At 67.1% G+C, this 6478-nt stretch carries 6 protein-coding genes; 3 read left to right on the forward strand and 3 right to left on the reverse strand.

What is annotated here, in order from left to right:
• The first annotated feature begins 61 nt into the window (after window positions 1–61).
• Window positions 62–1480, forward strand: a complete 1419-nt coding sequence (locus FAB82_RS04765) for a hypothetical protein (protein WP_136533401.1) — start codon at window positions 62–64, stop codon at window positions 1478–1480.
• Between the two features lie 113 nt (window positions 1481–1593).
• On the forward strand, window positions 1594–1974 hold the full coding sequence (locus FAB82_RS04770; protein ID WP_136533402.1) for a VOC family protein: 381 nt from the start codon (window positions 1594–1596) through the stop codon (window positions 1972–1974).
• A 39-nt stretch (window positions 1975–2013) separates the two neighbouring features.
• Here FAB82_RS04770 and FAB82_RS04775 read toward each other — a convergent pair whose 3' ends face one another.
• The 3 genes from FAB82_RS04775 to FAB82_RS04785 form a co-directional block, all read right to left on the reverse strand.
• Window positions 2014–3225, reverse strand: coding sequence for a sulfotransferase family protein (locus FAB82_RS04775; protein ID WP_168801418.1), 1212 nt, complete (start codon window positions 3223–3225; stop codon window positions 2014–2016).
• Window positions 3226–3599: 374 nt separating this feature from the next.
• Window positions 3600–4466, reverse strand: a complete 867-nt coding sequence (locus tag FAB82_RS04780; RefSeq protein WP_136533404.1) for a haloalkane dehalogenase — start codon at window positions 4464–4466, stop codon at window positions 3600–3602.
• A 33-nt stretch (window positions 4467–4499) separates the two neighbouring features.
• Window positions 4500–4934, reverse strand: a complete 435-nt coding sequence (locus FAB82_RS04785) for a nuclear transport factor 2 family protein (protein ID WP_136533405.1) — start codon at window positions 4932–4934, stop codon at window positions 4500–4502.
• 96 nt (window positions 4935–5030) lie between these two features.
• Between FAB82_RS04785 and FAB82_RS04790 the strand changes: the two genes are divergently transcribed.
• Window positions 5031–5516 (forward strand): MarR family winged helix-turn-helix transcriptional regulator, encoded by a 486-nt coding sequence (locus FAB82_RS04790; RefSeq protein ID WP_136533406.1) that lies wholly within the window; start codon window positions 5031–5033, stop codon window positions 5514–5516.
• Window positions 5517–6478 lie beyond the last annotated feature (962 nt).

Consider the following 6478-nt stretch of genomic DNA (forward strand, 5'->3'; position numbering starts at 1 on the left):
ATCGAACAATTTCGATCGCTAACCGAGATGGAAGAACCTCATTCAATTCTGAGGAGACTTGATGGACCTGACAGCCGGTCTCAGTCCGGTATTCAAGGCGCCCTGGGCCGGATGGAAGCTCACCGAACTCGGGGAGCGACGTGCCTCCGCCGATGCGGGGAAGCTGTCGCTTCGGGTCGGTTATTGCGGTATCACCGATAGTCTCCGGGACTCGTGGGGCGTGGAGAAATCTTCCGCACGAGAACGAGCAGGCGACCCGATAGAAAGCAAGGGCGATCTGCGGTCAAGCCTGGTACCCGTGGTGGTGGTCGACGGGGAACCGGTCGCCACCGGGTGGGGTTCGCTCGATCTGCCGCTCACTCCTGGACGGCATTTGGTAGAGGTGCAGAGCCAGCACTCGCGCGCCTGGCGGGCCGTCGACATCCGGTCGGGGAGGACTGCGAAGCTCGATTACATTGGGCTGCTCGGCGATCAGCACCGGTCGTATGCGACGGGCCAGGTCCGCGGGGGCTTCGCGCATCTGAGCGGCTACACCCTCGGCCCGCGGGGGAGGCTCGATTTCTGGCAGTACCTCGCGGCCAATGTGCGGGGGCGCCGAGTCACCCGCAGATTCGTTCCCGCCGCGTTCTGCATCGTTTTTGTGTGCGGGCCCCTCATGGCCGCTGGAGCCATCGAATCGGAGTGGATCCGAACGAACATCGGGATCATCGCCCTTGCGGCAGTCGCAGCGCTGTTCATGCTCTGGGCCCTGCGCATCGTCTGGACCTCTTTGCGCTACAACCGTCTTGAACCCGAGGAACCACTGGATCCGCGACCGTTCACACACTCTGGATGGGTGCCCCTGCTGGTCCTCGACCCCAGCGGCCCTGCCCCCGAACCTGAACCCGGGCGGGCGGCGATCCTCATCGATGCCCGCTTCATCAAGACCGACCTCACCTCAGCCGACCTCACGAGGCAGTTCCCGGCCGGGAAGAAGGTGCTGTACAGCTGGAACTGCCGGCAGCTCGACAAGGTTGGTGAGATCGTGCCCGTCCGGCACCGCTTCGCCGTGCCCCCGCCGGAGATCTTGCTCGACGGCCAGGCGCTTCCCGCCTCGTGGACCCGCATTTGGCTTCAGTTGGAACCGGGCCGCCACCGGCTCGAAGTCCGCTCCCCGCAGTCGCCACTTCCGGTCCCGACAGGGGAAGCGGCCGCCGATTCCGAAAGCTTCGAGTTCACCGCCGAAGAGGGCGGAACCGTCGGGATCGATGCGACCGTGGAGATCAAGGCGGTCCCCGATCCGACCGAGCCGGTGCTCCACGAATGGAGAAGCAGCGTGGCGCGATTGCAGACAGGCCCTACCGACCCCGAACGAGGACCGGCGCCGAATCTTGACATCGCCGGAGACCTGGTCCACATGATCACCAAGTCGCCGCAGATGCGGTACCGGGAAGGCCCGTCCTGGACCGACCCGGGGTCGCAGGGCAACCGCTTCAGATAGCCGATGGGTCTGTTCGCGTCCCATATCCCCATGCGACTGCTTGCTAAGTACGACGACGTCCGTGAAGGGCGTTTTCGGTTGCGGCTCGCCTGGTCCTGGGGCAGGATCGAGTGATGCTCAAACTCACCGATTTCATCATCGACTGCCCGGACACGATGAAGCTGGGGGCCTTCTACGCCGAAGTGACGGGCCGTGCGCTCAAGCCGGACAGTGACGACTCGTGGGCCGGTATCCCGTATGGCGAGGTCGAACTGGCCTTCCAGCGGGTGGAGGACTACCGCCCCCCGACCTGGCCCAGCAGCGAGCACCCCAAGCAGTACCACCTCGACTTCGAGGTGGACGAATTCGAGCCCGAACAGCGCCGTGTCGTCGCTCTCGGCGCAACGCTCCAGCAGAACTTCATCGGGCCCGAGGGCTACGGCTGGCAGGTCTACACCGACCCGATCGGGCATCCCTTCTGCCTGTGCCGCAATAGAGGCGTCGTGTGGTCCTAGCTTGACTTCCAGGCCTCGCCGCGCCGGCGGTGAGGCGGGTCAGCTGCGGAGGTTGGCCACCAGCAGGGAGTAGTCGCCGAATGCCTCTTCTACTTGTGCGGGCGACAAGCCGTAGCGGTCGAGGGCGTATTCGTGTTGGCGGTCTCGGTTGGGGCCGTTGAGGACTCCTTCGAGGTTGGCCGCGTCGGAGTTGGTCCACTTGGCGCCGAGGCGTTCGTAGAGCGCGGGCACGTAGTGGTGGGGGTCGGCGACGAGTTGGTGGTAGCTGACGTCGACCACCGATTCCCGGGGGAGGGCGAGGCGCTTGCTCCGGCCCTGTTCGATCGAGTCGGAGAGAATGCCGAGCCACATGCGGCCGATCTCATGCTGGTCCATGCCGCGGGCGTGGACGCGGCCGAGGGTCTCCACCAGGGAGCAGAACGATCCCATGACCGTGACCGGGTCGCGGTGGGTCCAAACGATCTGGGCGCCGGGGAAGACCTTGTGGATGGTGTCGAGGTGGGCGACGTGCCCCGGGAACTTCAGGATCCAGCGCCGGCGGTCGCGCCCGTGCTGGAGGACCTGGAGGGCCTGCTTCAAGTACTCGTAGTCGGCGGTGACGTCGACCTGGTCGAGCCATTCGCGGTAGTCGGGCATGAGGGCGCAGCTGAGGGGGAAGTACGTGCGCGGCATGATCGCGATCGACTCCTCCGGCTGATCGGCGCGCACCGGATGGATGACGTCGTAGAGCGGGGAGAACTTGAAGGTGGCGTTGAGTTCCTTCTCGATGGCGCCGATCCGCTTCGCGGTGGTCCTCGGGTCCTGTTCGAGGTCGGTGCGGATCAGTTCCCACAGCAGCGGGCCGCGGTGCGGTTCGGAGCGGGCCAGGATCTTGTGGGTGAGGCTGGTGGCGGTGCGGGGCAGGCCGACCACGAAGATCGGGTCGTCGATGGGCTCGGCGGCGACGGCCGGGTTCTCGGCGATGATGCGCTTGATGCGCAGCCGGTTCTCCAGCCGGGAAGCGGCATTCGACAGCTGCCCGATCCAGCCGATCGGGGTGAGGCCCGGGACGCGGGCGAAGCACTGGAGCATGAAGCCCAGGTCGTCGGCGAAGGCGCTGTCCTCGGCGTCCGGGACGATGCCGGACCGCTCGACGACGGCGGATGCCTTGCGGCGCCAGGCCTCCAGGGCCCGCTGGGGGTCGCGTCGCACGGCGGTGAAGGGTGTCAGCAGGCCATTGACTACGTGGGCGGAGTAGGAGATACGGCGCATGCGGGGTCCTATCGACGCGATTGTCCTCAGAGGAGCACTATGTCTTCTGCAAGGGCCACAATATAACCAGAGCCGTCGCTGACTGTACAGACCCCGCGACGAGACCTCATCTGATCGTAATGATCCATAGTGGTCAATGGATCTATGGCGGGGTCCGGTTTTGGTTGGGAGCGTTGCCAATCCGTCGACCGGCCCGTGGGGTAGCGCGCGCCAGTTATCTGATAGGGTTTCCATTGAATCGTCAAGCGGCGATCCGGCCGCAGCACTGGCAGGAGCGCGACCGGTCCCCGTTGACGTCGAGAAGCTTGTCTTCGAGGGGTATAGGTCCTGGCCGGTCGCGAGACCGGTCAGGACCTCCTTTCTTTCCTCTCTTGCTACCCAAGGTCTTCGAGCAGCCCCAGCACCGCCTTGCCGATCTCGTCGGGCGCGTCCTCGGGCGCGTGGTGGCCCACCTGCTCTCCCAGGCTCGACACCTCCAGTCCGGCGATGTGGCTCTGGGCCCACTCCACCATCGCGGGGGACACCAGGCCGTACGGCGAGGCCGTGAGCAGCAGCTTCGGCACCTCAGGGGTCCGGGTCATCCACTTGACGTAGGCGACGAATCGTTCGACGACTGATGCCGGCTCGAACGGCCCGCCCGCCTCGGCGAGCGGGATCTGCCGCGGCCAGGCCAGGAGCGGCCGGCGGGACTCCGGGGTCGGGTAGGGCCCCCGGTAGACGTCCATGTCCGCGTCCGAGACGCCGCCGTTGGTGGCGCGCACCGCGTTCTCGATGAACCAGTTCTCCTCAAGGGCCATCTGCTCGCCCGCGCCGGGCGTGCGCAGGGTCCGGAAGAACTCCACGGCCCCGGCCGGGAACTCGGCCCAGGTCATGGGCCGCAGGAAGGTCTCCATCAGGACCACGCCCCGGGTGCGCCCGGGATGCCTTGCGGCCCAGTCCAGGGCGAGGGACCCGCCCCAGTCGTACCCGACCAGGACGGGCCGCTCGATGCCGAGCGCGGTCAGGAACGCCTCCAGGTACGCGGCGTGGTCGGCGTAGTCGTAGGCGATGTCGGGCTTGCCGGAGGAGCCCATCCCGATGAGGTCGGGCGCCACGACTCGCGCTTTGCCGGTGAGGTGCGGGATCACGTTCCGCCAGATGTGCGAGGAGGTCGGGTTGCCGTGCAGGAGCACGACGGTCGCCTCGCCCTCGCCCTCATCGACGTAGCCCATATGGGAGTCGAGGATATCGATCTGCTTCATGGTTCTGTTTCCTTTTGCTTGGGGGAGAGGGGCTTACAGCGCCCGGTCGATGGCCTCGGTCAATGCGATCGGTTCGATTTCGAGGCGGCTGACGCGCCAGCCCTCATCGGTGCGGCGGGCTTCGTAGCGGGAGATCCCGGCCGCGACCGCCTCGGTCCGGTCGTCGATGGCGAATACCGCGATGTCGTGGGCGTGCACCTTGGCGGTGTCGCCGTCGAGGTCTATGACGAGGTTGGACTTGAGGTGCAGGGTGGCCGCGAACGTGTCTTGTCCCTTCCGCACCAGCGCGAGCAGTTCTTCGGTGCCGCGGGCCTCGCCGCGGGGGGACTTGACGGCGACATCGTCCGTGAAGATCCGGTCGGTCTCGTCCCAGCGGGCCTCGTCAACCCATAGGCTGTGGCGGGCAACGAGATCGGCCAGCTCGGCGCGGTCGGTGAGGTCCAGGATCATGGCTTCGGTGGTGCTCACGGGGGACTCCTTCAAGTAGTTAGTGACTCTAACGTTTGTGGTTCTAATGAACATACATCGTTAGTGCCACTAACGCAACCGGGGTAGGCTGTTCCCATGGAAGACAACGCCGACCTGCGCTTCGAGCGCGGCGACCAGACGCCCGAGCGCTTCAAGCGGCAGTTCTCGCGCCTGGTCGGGATGACCGCCGCGCAGGCCCGGAAGGTCGCGGGCGACGCGCTCGACGGGGTCGGCGCCCGCCGGTACCACTACATGGTGCTCGCGTCGCTGGCCGAGTTCGGGCCCGCGAGCCAGGCCGCGCTCGCCGACCGGTCCGGCGTCTTCCGCTCCGACCTCGTCGCCGTCCTCAACGAGCTGGTCGCAGACGGCTACATTCAGCGCGGCCCCGACCCGGCCGACAAGCGCCGCAACGTCATCACCATGACCGAGGCCGGCGAGCGGCGCGTCATCGAGCTCGACCGGATCCTCGACGGGGTCAATGAGAAGGTCCTGGCGCCATTGACGAAGGCCGAGCGGGGAGAGCTGTTCTCCCTGCTCGGCCGCGTCAATGCCCACCTGGCCCGCGAGGACTTCGCCCGCTAGCGCCAATGCGTTTCGGTTTGAGCGGTGGTTCGTGTCGTGCAGCAGTCAGCAACGGGGCGGTGGCCGCGGGGTCCGTCGCCGGGGATGGATGGCGTTTCCGTTGTCGTTCAGGCTCGCAGCGACGGAGGGACGGGGAAGGTCGGTCGGGGTGCCCTGCCGGGGCGGGGTTGGCCGTCGGTGCAGGTTCGGGCTCTCAGCGATGGAGTGGTGGCGGACCGGTCCGGGGAGCGTTGCCGGGGCCAGGCGGTGTGTGGCGCTCTGGCGGGGGCCGGTTCGCGGTGTCGTGGAGGCCTGGCCGGGGCCGGTGGCCTCTGCCGCCGGGCCGCGCGTGCGGGACTGTCGGAAGGGGCAGGCGCGAGGCGCGGTCGAACTCGAGCTCGGGTCCGTCATGGTCGGCATGGCTGTCATGGTCGTCTTGCCTCCTTCCTTTGTCCCGCTTCGGTCATCACACATCGATCCTCGGCCCTCGTGCCGCTCGGTCGTGCGCTTCGCCCCCCTTCAGGGGCTTCGCGTCTGCGCCGGTCCCATCCGGCCAGGTGAAACCCGCCAAGGAGCATCACTTTCACCGGTCGGTTCCGGTGGAACGATGCCGATCAACGAGGATCCCGCTGACCGGTCGGTCCGGCCTTGCGAAGCCCCCTTCAGCGGGCATCGTCCTGACCGGTCGGTCCGGTCATGTTCCTGGTCGCTTCCTTCCCATGTCCCGTCCGGTGTGCGGGCGGGTTCGGTCGAGGAGGCGCCTCCGTCCTTCGCCTGTCACGCGCCGCATCCCCCTCCCTAGAGGGGCGTGCTTCGCGTGGAGGCCCGGCACGCTCCGCGGGTCATTCCTTGGAGGGCATGCCTCGCCTGTTAGCCCGGCACCGCTCGCAGTCCCCCTTCACTGACAGGGCCCTGCTTGGCGTGTGTGCCGGGTGCTCACACGACTCCCGCTATGGTCGGCGTTGCATCGTGTGCGCTGGTGT

The organism is Glycomyces buryatensis, assembly GCF_004912275.1.
In the GTDB taxonomy this organism is placed as follows: domain Bacteria; phylum Actinomycetota; class Actinomycetes; order Mycobacteriales; family Micromonosporaceae; genus Glycomyces; species Glycomyces buryatensis.

What these genes read in the sequence shown, in the direction of transcription:
- FAB82_RS04765 (WP_136533401.1), top strand. Translation starts at nt 62, where the DNA reads ATGGACCTGACAGCCGGTCTCAGTCCGGTATTCAAGGCGCCCTGGGCC.
- FAB82_RS04770 (WP_136533402.1), top strand. Translation starts at nt 1,594, where the DNA reads ATGCTCAAACTCACCGATTTCATCATCGACTGCCCGGACACGATGAAG.
- FAB82_RS04775 (WP_168801418.1), bottom strand. Translation starts at nt 3,225, where the DNA reads ATGCGCCGTATCTCCTACTCCGCCCACGTAGTCAATGGCCTGCTGACA.
- FAB82_RS04780 (WP_136533404.1), bottom strand. Translation starts at nt 4,466, where the DNA reads ATGAAGCAGATCGATATCCTCGACTCCCATATGGGCTACGTCGATGAG.
- FAB82_RS04790 (WP_136533406.1), top strand. Translation starts at nt 5,031, where the DNA reads ATGGAAGACAACGCCGACCTGCGCTTCGAGCGCGGCGACCAGACGCCC.